At 64.9% G+C, this 17,355-nt stretch carries 15 protein-coding genes; 1 reads left to right on the top strand and 14 read right to left on the bottom strand.

The genetic code is table 11. The features are described from left to right. Window positions 1-17: 17 nt before the first annotated feature. The 3 genes from VQ071_RS05080 to VQ071_RS05070 form a co-directional block, all read right to left on the bottom strand. Entirely contained in the window at window positions 18-890 is an 873-nt protein-coding gene (locus VQ071_RS05080) for a DegV family protein (RefSeq protein WP_340512773.1), read from the bottom strand. Between the two features lie 17 nt (window positions 891-907). After that, complete coding sequence (locus VQ071_RS05075) at window positions 908-2,743, bottom strand: DAK2 domain-containing protein (RefSeq protein ID WP_340512772.1); 1,836 nt, start codon at window positions 2,741-2,743, stop codon at window positions 908-910. Between the two features lie 105 nt (window positions 2,744-2,848). Next, window positions 2,849-3,208 (bottom strand): Asp23/Gls24 family envelope stress response protein, encoded by a 360-nt coding sequence (locus VQ071_RS05070; RefSeq protein WP_340512771.1) that lies wholly within the window; start codon window positions 3,206-3,208, stop codon window positions 2,849-2,851. Window positions 3,209-3,391: 183 nt separating this feature from the next. Here VQ071_RS05070 and rpmB point away from each other — a divergent pair, with 183 nt between their 5' ends. Further along, window positions 3,392-3,580 (top strand): 50S ribosomal protein L28, encoded by a 189-nt coding sequence (gene rpmB / locus VQ071_RS05065; protein ID WP_271749469.1) that lies wholly within the window; start codon window positions 3,392-3,394, stop codon window positions 3,578-3,580. A 283-nt stretch (window positions 3,581-3,863) separates the two neighbouring features. Here the strand turns inward: rpmB and spoVM are convergent, their stop codons facing one another. From spoVM to coaBC, 11 genes are all read right to left on the bottom strand, one after another. Beyond that, on the bottom strand, window positions 3,864-3,944 hold the full coding sequence (gene spoVM / locus VQ071_RS05060; RefSeq protein WP_040711006.1) for a stage V sporulation protein SpoVM: 81 nt from the start codon (window positions 3,942-3,944) through the stop codon (window positions 3,864-3,866). A gap of 156 nt (window positions 3,945-4,100) precedes the next feature. After that, window positions 4,101-4,748 carry a ribulose-phosphate 3-epimerase gene (gene rpe / locus VQ071_RS05055; protein WP_340512770.1) on the bottom strand — a complete coding sequence of 216 codons (648 nt, stop codon included), beginning with the start codon at window positions 4,746-4,748 and terminating at the stop codon, window positions 4,101-4,103. Between the two features lie 3 nt (window positions 4,749-4,751). After that, window positions 4,752-5,699, bottom strand: coding sequence for a ribosome small subunit-dependent GTPase A (gene rsgA / locus VQ071_RS05050; RefSeq protein ID WP_340512769.1), 948 nt, complete (start codon window positions 5,697-5,699; stop codon window positions 4,752-4,754). After that, the gene (gene pknB, locus VQ071_RS05045; RefSeq protein WP_340512768.1) at window positions 5,696-7,918 is read right to left on the bottom strand and encodes a Stk1 family PASTA domain-containing Ser/Thr kinase; all 2,223 of its coding nucleotides are present in this window, start codon (window positions 7,916-7,918) and stop codon (window positions 5,696-5,698) included. The genes rsgA and pknB overlap by 4 nt, the downstream gene beginning before the upstream one ends. After that, window positions 7,915-8,682 (bottom strand): Stp1/IreP family PP2C-type Ser/Thr phosphatase, encoded by a 768-nt coding sequence (locus VQ071_RS05040; RefSeq protein WP_340512767.1) that lies wholly within the window; start codon window positions 8,680-8,682, stop codon window positions 7,915-7,917. Before VQ071_RS05040 ends, pknB begins: the two co-directional genes overlap by 4 nt. Window positions 8,683-8,687: 5 nt before the next feature. Beyond that, window positions 8,688-9,773, bottom strand: a complete 1,086-nt coding sequence (gene rlmN, locus VQ071_RS05035) for a 23S rRNA (adenine(2503)-C(2))-methyltransferase RlmN (RefSeq protein ID WP_340512766.1) — start codon at window positions 9,771-9,773, stop codon at window positions 8,688-8,690. A gap of 134 nt (window positions 9,774-9,907) precedes the next feature. Next, window positions 9,908-11,551, bottom strand: coding sequence for a 16S rRNA (cytosine(967)-C(5))-methyltransferase RsmB (gene rsmB / locus VQ071_RS05030; RefSeq protein WP_340512765.1), 1,644 nt, complete (start codon window positions 11,549-11,551; stop codon window positions 9,908-9,910). Window positions 11,552-12,018: 467 nt separating this feature from the next. Continuing rightward, the gene (gene fmt, locus VQ071_RS05025) at window positions 12,019-12,975 is read right to left on the bottom strand and encodes a methionyl-tRNA formyltransferase (RefSeq protein WP_340512924.1); all 957 of its coding nucleotides are present in this window, start codon (window positions 12,973-12,975) and stop codon (window positions 12,019-12,021) included. Window positions 12,976-12,981: 6 nt separating this feature from the next. Beyond that, window positions 12,982-13,479: a peptide deformylase gene (def, locus tag VQ071_RS05020; RefSeq protein WP_340512764.1), complete on the bottom strand. Its 498-nt coding sequence runs from the start codon at window positions 13,477-13,479 to the stop codon at window positions 12,982-12,984. 56 nt (window positions 13,480-13,535) lie between these two features. Next, on the bottom strand, window positions 13,536-16,052 hold the full coding sequence (priA, locus tag VQ071_RS05015) for a primosomal protein N' (RefSeq protein WP_340512763.1): 2,517 nt from the start codon (window positions 16,050-16,052) through the stop codon (window positions 13,536-13,538). After that, window positions 16,049-17,317, bottom strand: a complete 1,269-nt coding sequence (gene coaBC, locus VQ071_RS05010; RefSeq protein ID WP_340512762.1) for a bifunctional phosphopantothenoylcysteine decarboxylase/phosphopantothenate--cysteine ligase CoaBC — start codon at window positions 17,315-17,317, stop codon at window positions 16,049-16,051. The genes priA and coaBC overlap by 4 nt, the downstream gene beginning before the upstream one ends. Window positions 17,318-17,355: the final 38 nt, after the last annotated feature.

The raw sequence follows: 17,355 nt of genomic DNA, 5'->3' as shown, positions 1-17,355 counted from the left end.
CGACCGGCAAGCATCCGCTAGACGATCTTGCCGGTGCCGGCGGGAAATACAAACAAACCTGCCGTCCCGGGACCGGCATGCGCGCCGATCACCGAGCCGATCTCCGAACGGTGGAAGCCCTTGACGTCGAATCGCGCGCGAAGCGCCGCCACCAGATCGTCCGCCGCCTCGACATCCCCGGGCGTATCGACGACCGCCAGATCGATGGCGGCGCCGGACCCGAAGTCGGATTCGAGCAGCTCGACGATCCGCGCGATGGCGCGCTTCTGTCCCCGAACCTTGTCGATCGGGAAGATGACGCCGTCGTCGCCGATCGTCAGGATCGGCTTGATATTCAGCAGCGTGCCGAAGATCGCGGCCGCCTTGCCGATCCGGCCGCCCTTCTGCAAATATTCAAGCGTATTTACGAGGAAATACAGTCGCATCTCCCGGCGCAGCCGCAGCACCTCCGCCGCGACCTCCTCCTGGGAGGCGCCCCGTGCCGCCAGCTCGGCGGCGGATACGACGAGCGAGCCGTACCCGTACGAAGCCGACCGGGAATCGATTACCGTGACCAGACTCTCGTCGTCCAGCATGGACCTTGCGATCGTCGCCGACTGGTAGGTGCCGCTCATCGCCGAGGAGAGATGGACCGACACGACCGAGTTGCCCTCCGCGATCAGCCGCTCGTACACTTCGAGGAACTGCGCGGGAGACGGCTGCGAGGTCGACGGGAGGCTGCTTGCGCCCCGCAGCTTTTCGTAAAACTGGGCGGGCATAAGCGTCACGTTGTCCAAGTAGCTCTCTTCGCCGAATATAACCTGGAGCGGCACCATCTCGATGCCGAGCCGCTCCCTCGTCGCCGCCGGAATGTCCGCCGTGCTGTCCGTCACCAACGCTACCTTGCGCATAGACCTCTCTCCCGCCTCTAATCCGACTTTTCGACCATGATCAAGTAGGGATACAGATTCTGTCCGCCTTCATGCTGCTCCACCTCGGCGTCCGGATAAGCCTCCTGCAGCCAGGCGAGCAGCCCTGCCGTATCGTCGTCCGCCGCACCCTCTCCGGACAGCAGCATCACGGTCTCGTCGCCGCTCGCGAGCATCCGCTCCAGCAGCCGCTGCGAGGCGGCCGATACGGTCGTCTCCGATGCGACGATCTGTTTGTCCATAATGCCGATATATTCGCCGCCGCGAATATCGACCCCGTCCATGACCGTGTCGCGGACCGCCCGGGTGACGGAGCCCGTCAGCACGCGGTCGATCGCCCGCAGCATGCGATCCTCGTTCACGTCCGCCGTCTGATCCTCCTGAAAAGCGAGCATCGCGGCCAGTCCCTGCGGAATGCTGCGCGTCGGAATGACCGTCACCGGCCGCTCGGCCAGCTCCTGCGCCTGCTTCGCGGCCAACAAGATGTTGGCATTGTTCGGCAGGACGAAGATATGGTCCGCCGCAAGCGAGGAGATCGCCTGGACGAGATCCTCCGTGCTCGGATTCATGCTCTGTCCGCCCGAGATGATGGCATCGGCGCCGAGGCTGCGGAACAGCTCGTCGTTGCCCGCCCCTACGCTGACGGCGACGACGCCGAAGTCGGCCATCTCGAACGCGAGCGGATGCGCCGGTTCGGAGGCTTGGACGGCTGCCTCGGCCGCCCGGAGCTCCGGCATATCCGGTATGCCGGACGCGGCTTCAAGTCCCATCGGGTCCGCCGACTCATGCGCGGCGGCTCCCCCCGGCACCCCGCCGTCTCCATGCAGCAGGTCGCGGTGCTGGTCGCGCATGTTCAAGATGTGAAAGTTCGTCAGCTCCCCGTAGACGAGCGCGGCATTCAGCACGTCGCCCGGACGGCGGGAATGCACGTGAACCTTCACGATGTCTTCGTCGACGATCAGGATGATCGAGTCGCCGTCCCGCTCGAGCGCCTTGCGGAAGGTTGCTTCGGCAAAGGACGTGCGTCCCCGCAGGCGGATGAAAAACTCCATGTCATAGGGAAACTGAATCGACTCGGTGGCGATTCTGGATTGGGCCGAGGAAGCTTGAACGGTCGGCACGGGGCCTGGGACGGCCGCGGACGACGGGAGCGGCGCATAAGGCGCCCAGCCGCTTGCGTACGCCGATTCTGCCGCCTCTGCGCCGGTCGAACCCGCCTGCTGCCGCAAATAGTGGACGAAGCCTTCATAAATGAAAACCAGCCCTTGACCGCCCGAATCCACGACGCCGACCTGCTTCAGCACCGGCAGCATATCCGGCGTACGGGCGAGCGTCTCGGCGGCCTTGTCGTGCACCTCGGTCATCCACTCGACGATATCCTCCGTCCGCCTCGCGATCGACTCGCCATGCCTCGCGGCCTCTCTCGCCACGGTCAGAATCGTACCCTCCACCGGCTTGACGACCGCCTTGTAAGCGGTGTCAACTCCTTGTCTCAGGGCAGATGCAAAAGTGGGCACATTGATCTCCTGCTGCCCGGCGACCGCACGGGAGAAGCCGCGAAACAGCTGCGACAAGATGACGCCCGAATTGCCCCGCGCGCCCATGAGAAGTCCCTTCGACAGCACCTCGGCGGCACGGCCGACCTCGGACGAAGGTTTATTTTTTAATTCGGCCACGCCGGCCGTCATCGTTAAGTTCATATTGGTGCCCGTATCTCCGTCGGGGACGGGAAATACGTTCAGCGCGTTGATCAGCTCCGCCTGCTGCGAGAGCCGCTCTGCGCCGGCCAGCACCATGGCCGCCCAATCCGTTCCGTTCAAAAGCCTCGTAGTCAATGAAATTCCCCTTTTCGAAGACCCGGCGCCGGCCTCTCCGCCAGGAGAGCCCGGCCAGTCAGGTGAGATCGGATGCCGCGCATGTGGTTACGATCCGGTCTGCGCCTAGCGAATGACGCGCACGCCCTGAACGAAAATGTTCAGACGGTCCACGGCAAGCCCGACGACTTCCTCCAGCACGTACTTTACTTTGGATTGGATATTGTGGGCGACCTCCGAGATCTTCGTGCCGTAGCTGACGATCACGTACAGATCCAGATGGAGCTCCTCCCCTTCGCGACGCACTTCGACGCCCCGCGCGAGATTCTCGCGGCCGAGCAGCTCGGCGATCCCGTCTTTCAATTGCTTCCTGGAAGCCATACCGACGAGACCGTAGCAGTCGAGCGCCGCCGAGCCCGCGATGACGGCGATGACTTGATCGGCAACGTCGATTTTGCCGTTTTCCGTCGATAGCTGCATAGGCATGGCCACACGCTCCTTTAACGGTTCTGGAACGCCGCCTCTGTAGACGGCTTCATGGGTGAACCTTTTCCCATTGTACTATAAAAAAGATTCCGTTTGAAGTCAGGGTATTACATTGCAAGCCGAGGGGGCCTGTGTTATGATAGGAAAAGTGTGTGCAAGGTCTTGTCAGGGAGGTGGATTTACATGGCTCGCAAATGTTATATCACGGGTAAGAAGCCGGGTTCCGGCAACAACGTGTCCCACGCCAACAATCATAACAAACGCTCTTGGGGAGTCAACGTGCAGAAGGTTCGCATTCTGGTGAACGGCAAGCCGAAGCGCGTATACGTCAGCACTCGCGCCCTGAAGTCCGGCAAAGTCACTCGCGTATAATTAACTGCCCGTTCGCTCCGGCGGACACGCAGCCCATGGCAAAAGCACCTGGACTCTCCAGGTGCTTTTTGTTGTGCTCTGCTTTTGGAATCGGCGTTATTTGAGGAGCAGCGGCGAATGAATCCCCCGAGTACACCTTGAAGAAGCATGCCGCCGACTCATAATTCGCTTGTGCCCTCCCTGCCGGGCCGCGTTCTTCCCGTGCCGCGGCGCCCCGGATCGATCTGTTCCGGGGGCGGCATGCGGGCCCTGCCAGGCCGCGGGAGCCTCCTTGCGGAAGGCATCAGCTTTTCTGAAACGTATTCAGGATCGCTTTGACGAATCCACCCAAAAACTTCGGCAGCTTGATGGTGTAAAACTTCATCGTTCCCACCCCTCCTCCGGTCCGATGCGTTGCCCGCGGCCCTACGGGCCTTGCATGGGGCGGCGCAACACCCGAAGGCGCGCGCTGTTGATAGATGTGTATGCGCGCGCGGAGTTGTCCTATTCCAGCAGGCAGCAGAAAGGGACCGACCGAAGGTCAGTCCCTGAGCGTAGAGATTGCCGCGCGGCGATCCGCGTGGCCGAACACATAGTTGCCTGCGACGAGCACGTCCGCGCCCGCTTCCCGCACGAGCTTGGAGGTGTCGGCGTTGATGCCCCCGTCCACCTGAATATGGACGTGGCCGCGTCCGCGGGCGACGAGCGTCTCCCGGAGCCGCTTGATCTTGGGCAGCATCGCGGAGATGAACGATTGCCCGCCGAAGCCGGGATTGACGGTCATGATCAGGATCAGATCGACGTCGTCCAGCACATAGTCGAGCACGGACAATGGCGTATGCGGATTAAGCGCGACCCCCGCTCCCTTGCCGAGCTCGCGGATGGCGTGCACGGTGCGGTGCAGGTGCGTGCACGCTTCGGCATGAACCGTGATCCGGTCCGCACCGGCCGCGGCCACGTCGGAGAGCAGCCGGTCGGGCGTGTTCACCATCAGATGGGCGTCGAATGTCAGCTCCGTATAGGAGCGGATCGCAGCCACAACCGGCGGCCCGAAGGTCAGGTTGGGGACGTACTGGCCGTCCATGATGTCGATGTGTATCCAGTCCGCGCCGGCGGCTTCTATGCCGCGGACTTCTTCCCCGAGCCGAGCGAAGTCGGCCGACAATATAGATGGTGCGATGATCGCCATGCTTTAGTACCTCCGCGCTTTTTCTTTCCACTCGATCATAAATTGTTTGTAGTGCGCGTACCGGCTCTCTGCGATGCCGCCCTCCGCCAGCGCGGCGAGCACGGCGCAGCCGGGCTCGTGAATGTGCGTGCAGCCCCGGAACTTGCAGCCGGGCGACAGCTCCCGGAATTCGCGGAAGCACGCGCCGACCTCCTCGACCCCGAGCTCCTGAAAATCGAGCTGGCTGAAGCCCGGCGTATCCGCGACAAAGCCGCTTCCCGGCAGCTCCACGAGCTCGACATGGCGCGTCGTGTGCTTGCCTCGGCCCAGCTTTTCGCTGATCTCGTTCGTCTCCATCCGAAGACCCGGCACGAGCGCGTTGAGCAGCGAGGACTTGCCGACGCCCGATTGGCCGGAGAACACGTTGACATGCCCCGCGAGCTGCGCCCGGAGTGCGTCCAGTCCATCGCCCCGGCGGGCGCTGACGGCAAGCACCGGATACCCGATGGCTTCGTATATTCTGCGTGCGTTCTCGACATCGCGTCCGATGCGCTCGGCGTTGTCTGAGCGTTCTGCCGCGTCGAGCTTCGTCAGCACGATGAGCGCATCCATGCCGGCATGCTCGATATGCACGAGAAACTTGTCGAGCAGCTGCAGATTCAGTTCGGGACGGATGACGGAAAAAACGAGTACCGCCTGGTCCGCGTTGGCGACGGGAGGCCGGATCAACTCGGAGGTCCGCGGCAAAATTCCGTTGACCGCGCCCTCTCCGTTTTCCGTCTCCTCGTACATCACCCTGTCTCCGACGAGCGGGGATTCGCCCCGCTTCTTGAAGATGCCCCGCGCGCGGCATTGCAGCGTCAGATCCCGCTCGTCGTCGCGTACGTAATAGTAGCCGCTGAGCGCCTTGACGATGATGCCATGGCGCTGCTGCGCATGCGTGTTCGCTTCGCTTTTGCCGTTTTTTTTCATCGGCTAGTCGCGCCCTTTTCCTTTGCTTTACCGTTCCCATTGCCGTTCCCGTTGCCATTGCCATTGCCGTTGCCGTTGTTAAATCCCACAGATGTGTTCTCGTTGCCTGCGCCGGCCGGGTCGCCCGAATAGCCGGCACCATCGTCGTCGATCGTCCCGCCTGCCGCCGTATCGGTCGGTGTAGGCGTCGGCGTCGGGGTCGCCTCCTCGGACGGTGTAGGCGTCGGCGTCGGTTCCACGTCCGCGTACGGTACCGGGATGTTAACCAGGAATTGTTCGTCCCTGTACACCGTGATTTGGCCTTCCTTGTCCGGCGACAGCACGAGCGTGACCGGGAACGTCTGCGTCGTCTTGATTTTCTTCGTGCCCCAATCGCTCTCGCCCCGCGCGTCGGACAGCTTGATCAGGATCGTACTGGTCTGGCCTTCCTTTGCAGGAGATACCGTGACGTTGTAAGGTTTCTGCTTGGCGTCGGCCGGATAGCCGCTGCTGATCCAGATCGTCACCTCGGTGCCCGGCGTCACGAGTTCGTTCTGCTCGGCCGGGAACTGCTTGAACACCTTGCCCTTGGTCGTGAAGCTCGGCTCCTGCAGCACTTTGTCGTTCGGCAGCGCCAGATTGCTCTTGGTCAGCTCGGCGCGCGCCTCGGACAGCGACATGCCGATCAGGTTCGGCATCGGGAACGATTCGGGACCTTTGCTGACGTTCAGCGTGATCGTATCGTTCTCGGGATCGTACGTGCCGCCGGCAGCCGGCGTCTGGCTGATGACCGTGCCGGCGGGCACCTGCGCATCGAATTGCTCGTTTTTCTCGACTTTTTGCGCGCCCTGCGCTTTGAGCGCCTCGACGGCATCTTCATACAGCTTGCCGGTGTAGTCGTCGAGCGTCGGCAGCTCCTTGCCCAGACTGACCGTCAGCGTGATCAGCGAGCCGCTCTTGACCGGCATATCCTGCTTGTTCTGGCGGATGACGTAGTCCTTTTCGACTTCCTGGCTCGGCTCGTACATGACCGGATCGGCGACCTTGAGCCCCGCCTTCTCCAGCATATCGGTCGCTTCGGCGAGCGTATGCCCGACGACGGTCGGCACCTGCACGTCCGGCGAGGCGATCGAGCCGCGCAGCGCGATGATGGCCCAGATCAGAACGCCGATCAGGATGGCGGCGATCACGCCGAACACGGTCGGCAGCACCCATTTCTTGCGCTTGCGCGGCTTGTCGGCGGCGCCTTCCCAGCGCTCGCCGTCTCGGGCCTGCGGTTGGCCCCTGGCGCCGCCCTTGCCGGCGAGCGTCTCCTCGGCCGAAGAACGCATCTCGGGCCGGATCGCGGGGATGACCCGGGTCTGCTCCTCCTCGTCGGCATCGCTCGGGAAGCGCACTCTCGGCTCGTTCAGCCGCTGCGGCTGCAGGCAGGTCGCCAGATCGTCGAGCATATCCTGCGCGGAGGCGTACCGCTCGTTCGCATTTTTGCGCATCGCCCGCAGGATCACGTTCTCCACGCTCTGCGGGATCGAGGGATTGACGAGCTTCGGATCCTCGAACGGCTCCTGCAGATGCTTGAGCGCGACGCTGATCGGGCTCTCCCCGAGGAACGGCAGCCGGCCGGTGAGCATCTGGTAGAGCACGATGCCGAGCGAATAGATGTCCGACTTCTCGCCGGTGGCCACGCCCTTGGCATGCTCCGGGGAGAAGTAGTGCACCGAGCCGACGACCGAGCCCGTCTGCGTGATCGTCGAAGACGTGGCGGCGCGGGCGATGCCGAAGTCCGTCACCTTCACCCGCCCGTTCGTGCCGATCAGAATGTTGTGCGGCTTGATGTCGCGGTGAATGATCTGGCTGTGATGCGCATGATCGAGCGCGTCGCAGATCTGCGACGCGATGCGGACGGATTCGTTCACCGGCAGCGGCGCGCGATCGCGGATGATCTCGTTCAGGTTCGCCCCGTCGACGTATTCCATGACGATATAATGCGTATCGTCCTCTTGCCCGACGTCATAGATGCTGACGATGTTCGGATGAGACAGCGCCGCGGCCGACTGGGCCTCCCGGCGGAAGCGGCGCACGAACTCGTCGTCGTGCATGAACTGCTGGCGCAGCACCTTGACCGCGACGAAGCGATTCAGCAATATATCGCGGGCTTTGTAGACGAGCGCCATGCCCCCGCCGCCTACGCGGCTGAGCAGCTCATATCTGCCGCCCAGCAAATGTCCGATCGAGCTCATGCTGTCCCTCCATCCCGCGTCCCGGCTTCCGCTTCGCATTCGATCAGCGCCACCGTCACATTGTCGTCGCCGCCGGCGGTGAGCGCCAGGGCGATCAGCCGTTCGGCCCGCTGCTCCAGCGTGACGCCTTCGGTATCCATCGTATCGAGTATAAGTTCCTTTTCAACCAATGCGCTGAGGCCGTCGCTGCAGATCAGGAGACGATCGCCCGCCAGCATGTCGATGCGCTGCAGATCGACGGACACGTCCGCATCCGTGCCGAGCGCCCGCGTAAGTACGTTGCGCCGGGGGTGGTGGGCGGCCTCCTCCCGGCTGAGCTGGCCCGAGCGGGTCAGCTCGTTGACGAGCGTATGATCCTCGGTCAGCTGCTCGATGGCGCCGCCCCGGACCCGATAGGCGCGGCTGTCGCCGATATGGCCGATCAGCCCCTCCCGCTCGTCCAGCAGGGCGACGACGACTGTCGTGCCCATGTTATGATATTGCGCATGATTCGCGGCGGCCTCGAAGACGGCAGCGTTCGCCGCCAGCACGATCGCCTTCAGCCTGTCCTCGGCCTCCGGTCCCGAGAGGGCTTCCTCCCAGGCGGAGAGCGACCTTGCGAGACTGTCGATCGCCAATGTGCTCGCGACGTCCCCCGCATTGTGTCCGCCCATGCCGTCCGCGACCGCGGCGGCCGTGAGGCCGCCTGGCGTGACGCCGATCCAGGCCCGGTCTTCGTTCAACTGTCTGACTCGTCCGATATGACTACGCAATGCCGTCTTCAAACCCGTCACCTCGCCTGCTTCTCCATATGCTTCGCCCGCAGCTGGCCGCATGCCGCCGCGATGTCGTGCCCCTGCTCCCTGCGGATGGTCGCATTGATGTTCCTGCGCTCTAGGATGCGATGGAACTCGAAGATGTCGTCCCGCGGCGTGCGCACGTAATCGCGCTCGGGCACATAGTTGACGGGAATCAGGTTCACGTGGCACAGCATGCCCTGCAGCACCTCGGCCAGCTGCTCCGCATGCTCCGGACGGTCGTTGACGCTGCCGATCAGCGCATATTCGAACGTGATGCGGCGCCCCGTCTTTTCGATATAATACTTGCAGGCGTTCATCACTTCCTCGAAAGGATAGCGTCTGTTGACCGGCATCAGCTTCGAGCGCAGCTCGTCATTGGGCGCGTGGATCGAGATGGCGAGGTTGATCTGCGTGTTCTCGTCCGCAAACCGCAAGATGTTCGGCACGATCCCGCTCGTCGACACCGTGATGTGCCGCTGGCCGATGTTGAGCCCCTTCGGATGCGTCATCGTCCGCAGGAACGTCATCGTCGGCTCATAGTTCTCGAACGGCTCGCCCGAGCCCATGATGACGATGCTCGACACGCGTTCGCTCTCCGGATCGAGCAGCTGCTGCGCCTTGACGACCTGCGCGATGATCTCGCCGGCCGTCAGGTTGCGCTTGAGCCCCCCCAGCGTCGACGCGCAGAACGTGCAGCCGATCCGGCAGCCGACCTGCGTCGTCACGCACACGCTGTTGCCGTAGTTGTGCCGCATGATGACCGTCTCGATCGCGTGGTTGTCCGCGAGGCCGAACAGGAACTTGACCGTCCCGTCCTTGGACTGGAGCTTCGTGATCTCGGTCAGCGTGACGAAGTTGAAGGCATCCGCCAGCTTGTCGCGCAGCGCCTTCGGCAGATTCGTCATCTCCTCGAACGTGCTCACCCGCTTGACGTACAGCCAGTCGTAAATCTGACCGGCGCGGAACGCCGGCTCGCCCGCAGCCTTCACCCAATCTTGCAGCTGCTCCAGCGTATAATCATAAATAAAAGGTTTCCCGTCTGCGGGAACGTAATCTTTATTTTTTAATCCGATCAAGGATCGTCACCACCATTCGCTCTATTTTACCATAAACGCCGCCGTCGCAGTAGAAGGCTGCAGATGAAGCCTGCGCGAATTGCAGGCGGCTAAGCTGCCGTGAATTGCGGCGGGATCGGCATGCCGCGGGCGCGTCACTTCGTCCGCGCGAGCCGCGCGATGAAGAAGCCGTCGCTGCCGAAGTGCTGCGGCAGCAGCTGGACCATGCCTGCGAAGTGTTCGCCCGCGATGCCCGCTTCCCGCAGCGGGGCGAGCGTCTCTTCCGGCCAAGCCGGGTCGAGGCTGAACTCCGGGTGCTTGCTCAGAAAGTCCCGAACGGCTCCCTCGTTCTCTTCCGGCGCAATCGTGCAGGTGCTGTAGACGAGCCTGCCGCCGAGTTTGACCATGCGGGCAGCCGAGTCGAGCAGCCCGCGCTGCAGCTTCGCCAGACTCGCGATGTCGTCCTCCGACTTGTTCCATTTGATCTCCGGCTTGCGCTTGATGACGCCCAGCCCGGAGCATGGCGCATCGAGGAGCACGACGTCCATCGAAGCCGGAGCCAGCCGCTCCGGCAGCGCGAGCGCGTCCGACACGGTCGTGACGATGTTGGTCAGGCCGAGCCGCTCCGCCTGCTCCCGAATGAGCGCTTCCTTGTGCGGGTGCACGTCGTTCGCCGTCACCCGGCCTTCGCCCGCCATCCGCTCCGCCAGATGGGCGGCCTTGCCGCCGGGCGCCGCGCAGCAGTCCAGCACGTTCATGCCGGGCTGCGGATCGCAGACGGCGGCCACGAGCATCGAGCTCTCGTCCTGCACCGACAGGCGGCCGGACGCATGCCATGGCGTCTGCGCGAGACTGCCGGCGCGCGCGGCCACGATGCCGTCGGGCGACAGCTTCGACGGCTCGGCGTAGACGCCCGCGTCGGCGAGCTCCGCGAGCAGCGCGTCGCGCGAGCCGCGCAGCCGGTTCGCGCGCACGGACATGTGCGGCGGCTCGTTGCCCGCCGCCATGAGCGCCTCGGCGCCGGCTTCGCCGTAGGCGGCGACCCATCGCTCGGCCAGCCACAGCGGATAGCTGTGGGCGAGCGAGAGCCGCTCGGCCGCCGGCAGGCCCGGCGGCAGCGGCGGCTCCACGCCGTCGCGCAGCAGGGCGCGCAGCGTGCCGTTGACGAGGCCGGCGATGCCGCCGTGGCCGCGCTTCTTGGCGATGCGCACGGCCTCGTCCGTGACGGCGTGCGCCGGGACGCGATCGAGCCAGCGCAGCTGGTAATAGCTCATGCGCAGCAGGCCGCGCACCCAGGGCTCGAGCTTGTTCGGCCAGCCCTTGACGCGGGGCGCCAGCACATGATCGATCGTCAGCCGGCGCTGAATCGTGCCGTAGACGAGTTCGGTCGCGAGCCCCGCATCCTGCCGGGACAGCCCGGCTTCGGTCAGCACGCGATTCAGCTCCAGTCCGCTGAACGCGCCCTGCTCCTCGACGCGGACGAGCACGCGAAGCGCGACCTCGCGCGCAGTCTGCGGCTTGCGGGCGGCGGGAGGCTTGGGCGCCACGGCGGCCTGACGGCCTGGCGCCTGCCCCGGACGCCGATTCGATTTATGTCCGGGAGGCTGACCTTCTCGCCGACCCGAACGTGCGGCTGCGGGCGCCGCCCCTTGCTTGCCGCCGGCACCGGCTTGCTGCCTCGGGCCCGATGCCCTTGCGCGATCGCCCGGCCGCCGAGCGCCCGAGCCGTCCGCCTTGCCGCGCCCCGATTCGGACTCCGGAATCTTTTTCGATCGATCCGGATTTATAGGTTGACTCATTTTTGCACCTCATTATTATTCGCTCCAGACCGGAGCTCCCCTGAGCCGGCTTTGAACATAGCTATTTCTAGCATGCCCGCTTGCGCTGCTCTCATTTCACGCATTCAAATATAGCACAAAGTTGATGAAGGTTCATATAAATATCCATATTATTGCATTCAAGCAAATAAACATCCAACTTATTTTGGACGAGCGCATGTCGTCAGCGATCAGCGTGTGGATCTACATCTATAGAATGGAAAATACGAGGCGCTAGAACGGACAAAATGTGCATCTATGTCCATACTTGGCGGATGCGAGGCGCTTGAGCAGGCAAAGTGCGCACCTATGTCTACAGTTGGCGGGTGCGAGACGCTTGAGCGGACAAAGTGTGCATCTGCATCTACACTAGGCGGATGCGAGGCGCTTAGGCGGAGCGATCGGGGTTGATAGACAATGGCCTCTCTACGCAAAAAAAACGACGCCGGTTAACCGAGCGTCGTTCCCGGAGCCAGTCTGGCTCCTCTGGCGTAATCCGCCGCAGACAGCCGCTTCTTGCCCGCCGGCTGCACCTCTGTCAGCACGACGCTGCCGTCGCCGGAGCGCACGCGGATGCCGAAGGCGCCGCTGTCGAGCACCGTGCCCGGCGCCGCTGCCTGCCAATCCGGTTTCAGCTTCGCGTCGGCCTCGGTCGGAACGGCGATGCCCCACACCTTGAACACCTCGCCGCCGAGCAGCGTGAACGCGCCCGCCATCGGAGACAGGCCCCGCACGCGATCGAACAGCTGGCGCGAGCCGGCGGCGAAGTCGAGCCGCTCGTCGTCGCGCGTCAGGTTCGGCGCATAGGTCACCAGCGCATCGTCCTGGGGCTCTCGCGGCGCATCGCCCGCGATCAGGCGCGGCAGCCACTGAACCAGCAGCTCGGCACCTGCGGCGCTTAGCTTGTCGAACATCGAGCCCGACGTGTCCGCATCCGTAATCGGCAGCTCGACGCGGGCGATCATGTCGCCCGTGTCGAGGCCCTCCGCCATGAACATCAGCGTCACGCCCGTCTTCTTTTCCCCGTCGATGACAGAGCGCTGGATCGGCGCGCCGCCCCGGTAGCGCGGCAGCAGCGAGCCGTGCACGTTCACGCAGCCCAGACGCGGGATGTCCAGCAGCGCCTTGGGCAGAATCTGCCCGTACGCCGCCGTCACGATCAGCTCCGGCGCCAGCTCGCGCACCGCCTCGACCGCCTCCGGCGCCCGCATGCGCTCCGGCTGCAGCACCGGCAGACCGCGCTCCAGCGCGAACGCCTTGACCGGCGGCGGCGTCAGCTCGCGCTTCCTGCCCTTCGGCCGGTCCGGCTGGGAGACGACGCCGACGACCTGCACGTCATCCCGCGCGAGCAGCGCTGCGAGCGACGGCACCGCGAAGTCGGGCGTGCCCATGAATACGATCCGCACCATCGCTTAAGCCTCGCCTTCCGCTTCGCCCTCTGCTTCGGGCGCACGGCGCTCGTAGATCGATTCGGCCAGATCGATGAACAGGACCCCGTTCAGATGATCGATCTCATGCAGGAACGCTCTGGCGAGCAGCTCCGTGCCTTCGTATTCGACCGGCTTGCCGTCGCGGTCCTGGCCCTTCACCTTGACCTTGAGCGGACGGCGAACATCGCCTTGAAGCCCCGGGATGCTGAGGCAGCCCTCCGGTCCGAACTGCTCGCCCTCCGTCGATACGACCTCCGGATTGACGAGCTCGATCAGGCCATGCTCCTCGTCGGCATCCACCACGATCACTCGCTTGGAGATGCCCACCTGCGGCGCGGCCAGGCCGACCCCGTCGGCGTCGTACATCGTATCCGCCATATCGTCGAGCAGCTTGTGCAGATTGGCGTTGAACTTCGTCACTTCCTGCGCTCTCTCGCGCAGCACGTCATCAGGATGCTTCACGATCATTCGAATCGCCATCGCCATCCCCCACCTTTCAATCTATATCTTATAAAAAATACCGTTCATCATGCGTGCTAGAGCATCATCTGCGGATCGACGTCCACCGCGAGCTGCACGCCGTGGCGCTTGGCGCCCTCCTGCAGTTCCCCCAATACCTCGGCCGTCCAGCCGGGCACGTCGGGATTCCCCAAATATTTTATCATACATTGGAAACGGTAGCGATCCTTCAGCCGCGAGATCGGAGAAGGCACGGGACCGAGTACCTCGACAGCCAAGCCGCCGGCTCCCGGACGGCCGTCCGTCGGTATGCCCGCCGCCGTCGCCCGCTGCCGCATCTTCGCAGCGAACGTCTGCCCTATGGACAGCAGCAGCGGCACCTGCTCGTGCGTCAGCGTGAGCGTCAGGAGGCGGCCGTACGGCGGATAACCGAGCGCGCGCCGATGGCGGAGCTCCTGATGCGAGAATCCGCGGTGATCGTGCCGCTCCACGGAAGCGATCGATTCATGCTCGGGCTCGTAAGTTTGGATGATAACCTCACCGGGCAGCTCATGCCGTCCGGCGCGGCCCGCGACCTGCGTGAGCAGTTGGAACGTCCGCTCCGCCGCCCGGAAGTCCGGCAGCCGCAGCGCCGCGTCCGCCGCCAGCACGCCGACCAGCGTCACATACGGAAAGTCCAGCCCCTTCGCGACCATCTGCGTGCCGAGCAGCACATCCGCCCGGCGCTCGCGGAATTCGGTCAGCCAGCGCTCGTGCGAACCTTTTTCCGTCGTCGTATCGACGTCCATCCGAATGACGCGGATGCCGGGGAAGGTCGACGCCAGCGCCTCCTCCACCTTCTGCGTGCCGGTGCCGAAAAAACGGATATGCGGGCTCGCGCAGGAAGGACAAGCCTCCGGCTCCCGCTCCGAATAGCCGCAGTAGTGGCAGCGCAAATTGCGCGAGCCGCGGTGATAGGTCAGCGCGATGTCGCAGTGCGGGCAGGCGGCCGTGAAGCCGCAGGACCGGCACATGACGAACGTGGCATAGCCGCGGCGGTTGAGCAGCAGCACGGTCTGCTCGCCTCGTTCGAGCCGCAGGCGCAGCGCCTCCGCGAGCGAACGGCTGAACATCGCCCGGTTGCCGAGCCGCAGCTCCTCGCGCATGTCGACGATGCTGACGCGCGGCAGCGGACGGTCCGCCACCCGCTCGTGCAGCGGCACATAGACGGGCGTCACCTCCTCGTCGCGTCCCCCGATGCCGGGCGCGATGTCGAGCGCGGCGCCGTACGTCTCGAGCGACGGCGTCGCCGAGCCGAGCACGACGGCCGCCCCGTGATACTGCCCGCGCCGGACGGCGACGTCCCGCGCGTGATACTTCGGGCTTTCCTCCTGCTTGTAGGTCGTCTCGTGCTCCTCGTCGATAATAATGAGGCCCAGCCGGCCAAAAGGAGCAAAAATCGCGGAGCGCGCGCCGACCGCAACCGTCGCGCGGCCCTCGCGGATCTTGCGCCACTCGTCGTAGCGCTCGCCGTTCGACAAGCGGCTGTGCAGCACCGCCACCTGCGCGCCGAACCGGCTCTTGAACCGCTCGACCATCTGCGGCGTGAGCGCGATCTCGGGCACGAGCACGATCGCCTCGCGTCCCTGGCGCAGCGCCTTGTCGATCGCCTGCAGGTACAGCTCCGTCTTGCCGCTGCCCGTCACCCCGTGCAGCAGGAATACCCGGTGCGCCTCGCGGTCGACGGCGTCCGCGATCGGCGCGAACGCCTGCTGCTGCGCAGGCGTGAGCGTGAGCGGCTCGGAAGGCGCGAAGCTGCGTCCGGCATATGGATCGCGCTGCACGGCGACCGCCTCGATACTCAGCAGACCTTTGTCGGCCAGGCTGCGGATGACCGCAGTCGTCGTGCCGGCCGCGTCCGCCAGCGCCTGCTGGGCGATCGGCTCGCGGTTCGCCAGCAGATACGCCAGCACGTCGCGCTGCTTGGCCGCCCGGTTCGGCAGCGCGAGCAGCGCGCTCCGGAGCTCGGCCTCGGAGGGCGGGACGACCGTCAGCACCGTCTTGACCGACAGGCGGTCCTCAACCTGCTGGCGCTCCTCCAGCTTGCCTTCCGCCAGCCACCGCTTCACGGCCGCGACGCGCTCCGGATGCTGCTGCAGCAGCTGAGACAGCTTGAGCGCGCCATGCCGCTCCAGCGCCTCCAGCAGCTCCGGCTGCTCGAAGCGGTCGACCGGCGACCATTCGGCCTCCGGCGCCATTGATATATACTTTTCTGTCTTGCCCTTGAGCGCGGCGGGCAGCATCGCCTGCAGCGCAACCGTGAGCGGGCACAGCCAGCGCTTGCTCATCCAGGCTCCCAGCTCCACGAGCTCCGGGGACAAGGGCGGCATGGCGTCGAGCACGTCCGCGATCGGCTTCAGCCGCCGGCGGTCCACCTCGGAATCCTCGGGCAGCGCGAGTACGATGCCCTGCAGCGTGCGGCCGCCGAAGGGCACGGCAACGCGGCTGCCGACCTCGACCCAGCCTTCGAGATGCGCCGGCACGGCGTAGTCGAACGGCCGGTCCGTATCGCGGCTCGGCACGTCGACGCTGACTCTGGCGACGCTGACGCTCATCCGCCGTCGCCTCCTCCGCCCCGCTCGCCGCCGCGCAGCCCCGGCGCCCGCGCGAGTGCGATCCGCCAGATGCGGCCCGCGACCTCGCGCTTGGATTGCAGCGGCAGCGATTCGACGAGTCCTTCGGCGCCGTACAGGCTCACGACGTTCGTGTCGGTGCCGAAGCCCGCGCCCGGCGCGGACACGTCGTTGGCCGCGATCAGATCGCAGCGCTTGCGCCGCAGCTTGTCCAGCGCGTAGCGCTCCACGTCTCCGGTCTCCGCCGCGAAGCCGATGACATAAGGCTTATTCGTAGCGGCACCGCCGCCTTCGTGCTTCCAATCGCCGATCGCCTGCAAAATGTCCGGATTGCGCACCAGCTCCAGGGTCAGCTTGTCCGGCCCTTTTTTCATCTTGACCTTCTCCCGCTGTACGGGGCGGTAATCCGCGACGGCCGCCGTCTTGATGACGACATCCATGCCGGGCAGCTGCGCCATGACGGCATCGTACATCTCCTGCGCAGACTCGACGCGGATGACCTCCGCGCCCGGCGGAGGCGCCAGCTCCGTGCGGGCCCAGACGACCGTCACCTCGGCGCCCAGCGCGCGAGCCTCCTCGGCGAGCGCGAACCCCATCTTGCCTGACGAGTCGTTGGTAATGTAGCGCACGGGATCGAGCCGCTCCATCGTGCCGCCGGCCGTGATGAGCACGCGCTTGCCGGCGAGCGGCTTCGGCCCGACCAGCAGCTCGGTCACGACCTCGACGATCTCGTCCGGCTCCGCCAGGCGGCCCTTGCCGACATAGCCGCAGGCGAGCTGACCGGTGCCGGACTCGACGAACCGGACGCCGCGGCGCGCCAGCGTATCGAGATTGTCCTGCACGGCCGGATGCGCCAGCATATGCACATTCATCGCGGGCGCGATCAGCACCGGCGCCGTCGTCGCGAGCAGCGTCGTGCTCAGCATGTCGTCGGCGATGCCGTGCGCCAGCTTGGCGATGCTGTTCGCCGTCGCCGGCGCGACGACGACGAGATCGGCGGCGTCCGCCCAGTCGATATGCTGCACGATGGCCGCGTCCCGCTCGTCGAATACGTCGGTCGCGACCGGATGGCGCGACAGCGTCTGCAGCGTCAGCGGGGCGATGAACTTCGTCGCGCCCTCCGTCATGATGACGCGGACGCTCGCGCCGAGCCCGACGAGACGGCTGCACAGCGTCGCCGCCTTGTATGCCGCAATCCCGCCCGTGATGCCGAGCACGATCGTTTTTCCCGACAGCGAATGATTCATGATGACACGCTCCTTTTCCGATATTTCTGAAAAAAAAA

This window comes from Cohnella sp. 56 (assembly GCF_037963805.1).
Classification (GTDB): Bacteria; Bacillota; Bacilli; order Paenibacillales; family Paenibacillaceae; genus Cohnella.
Note: the sequence above shows the minus strand (reverse complement) of the source record. Positions and strands in the feature narration are given on the sequence as shown.

Bases quoted from the DNA above. Each gene is read 5' to 3' on its own strand.
- VQ071_RS05080 (WP_340512773.1), bottom strand. From the start codon at position 890: ATGCGCAAGGTAGCGTTGGTGACGGACAGCACGGCGGACATTCCGGCG.
- VQ071_RS05070 (WP_340512771.1), bottom strand. From the start codon at position 3,208: ATGCCTATGCAGCTATCGACGGAAAACGGCAAAATCGACGTTGCCGAT.
- rpmB (WP_271749469.1), top strand. From the start codon at position 3,392: ATGGCTCGCAAATGTTATATCACGGGTAAGAAGCCGGGTTCCGGCAAC.
- spoVM (WP_040711006.1), bottom strand. From the start codon at position 3,944: ATGAAGTTTTACACCATCAAGCTGCCGAAGTTTTTGGGTGGATTCGTC.
- rpe (WP_340512770.1), bottom strand. From the start codon at position 4,748: ATGGCGATCATCGCACCATCTATATTGTCGGCCGACTTCGCTCGGCTC.
- rsgA (WP_340512769.1), bottom strand. From the start codon at position 5,699: ATGAAAAAAAACGGCAAAAGCGAAGCGAACACGCATGCGCAGCAGCGC.
- pknB (WP_340512768.1), bottom strand. From the start codon at position 7,918: ATGAGCTCGATCGGACATTTGCTGGGCGGCAGATATGAGCTGCTCAGC.
- rsmB (WP_340512765.1), bottom strand. From the start codon at position 11,551: ATGAGTCAACCTATAAATCCGGATCGATCGAAAAAGATTCCGGAGTCC.
- def (WP_340512764.1), bottom strand. From the start codon at position 13,479: ATGGCGATTCGAATGATCGTGAAGCATCCTGATGACGTGCTGCGCGAG.
- priA (WP_340512763.1), bottom strand. From the start codon at position 16,052: ATGAGCGTCAGCGTCGCCAGAGTCAGCGTCGACGTGCCGAGCCGCGAT.
- coaBC (WP_340512762.1), bottom strand. From the start codon at position 17,317: ATGAATCATTCGCTGTCGGGAAAAACGATCGTGCTCGGCATCACGGGC.